The 1,048-nt window shown below is 77.7% G+C and carries 1 pseudogene; it reads left to right on the top strand.

Annotation, left to right across the window (positions count from 1 at the left end):
- Nucleotides 1-1,048, top strand: a pseudogene (locus QH283_RS04145) (hypothetical protein); the annotation flags it as partial.

The following is a 1,048-nucleotide window of genomic DNA, read 5'->3' as shown; positions in this document are numbered from 1 at the left end:
GCGCGGGGGGGGCGTGGGCGCCGAGCCCGCCGCCGAGCTGCGCGCGGGGTTCCCCCGCCCCGCGCGCCGCCCCGGCGTCTGGCGCGCCGAGCGCGCCCACGACCTGATCACCGAACTCGGCGCTGGCGAGCGCGTCTCGGTCGAGGACCTGCTCGCCGAGGGCTTCCCCGCCCGCGCGCGCCTCGACTACCTGGCCAGTCCCGAATACGTGGCAGCCGCCTCCGCCGCGCGCCGCGACACCGAGCAGCGCAAGCGGGGCATCGTCGACCACCACGACCACGAGGACGCCGACACCGCCCGGCGGGGCGACCTGCGGGCGGGGGAGGAGATGGTGCCCGCGGCGTTCACCGTGGGTGCGCCGCCTGCCGATTTCCCGGCCCGGCAGCCCGGTCGCCGGCCGACGCCGGTGCCCGAGGCCGGCCTCGCGCTCGCCGAACCGGACGATCGGCCGGTGTCCGTCGCGCCGTCGCAGGGGAGCGCGCACCCGCACATCGGCGAGGTCGGGGACAGCTTCGCCGTCCCCGGGCATGTCGCCGTCCCCGGACATGTCGCCGTCCCCGAAAGCATCGCCGCGCCAGGACATTTCGGGGACTCCGAACACTTCGAGAACCCAGGACACTTCGGGGACTGCGAAGACTTCGCGGAGGGCGCGCACCGTGCCGCCGGTTCCGGGGACCCGCTCGCCGCGCCGACGGACGACCACGCCGCAGCGACCCGTGTCGTCGCTCCTCCGGTGCGCGTCCGGCCCGCGGCGGGGGAGCAGACGCGTGCGCCCGCCACCGCCCCGTTGCCCAAAGTCGACGGCGATGCCGCCTTCACCGACGACTGGTCGTCCTGGATCGGCCCGCGCGGGTTGCGCTTCCGCCGCACCGAGGTCCTGCGCTCGACCTGGCTCGACCCCGTTCCGTCCGCTCCCGCGCCCGGCTTCGCCGCCGCGTTCACCCCTGCCCGTCCGGCCGCCGAGCGCCCGCGACCCGGTCCCGCCCTCGCCGGCGCCGTGCGGCGCGCGTGGGCCTCGGGAACCGATCGGGTTCGAGGGGGCGCGCAC

This window comes from Nocardia farcinica (assembly GCF_029867845.1).
Lineage (GTDB): Bacteria > Actinomycetota > Actinomycetes > Mycobacteriales > Mycobacteriaceae > Nocardia > Nocardia farcinica_A.
This window is presented reverse-complemented; position numbering and strand designations above follow the sequence as displayed.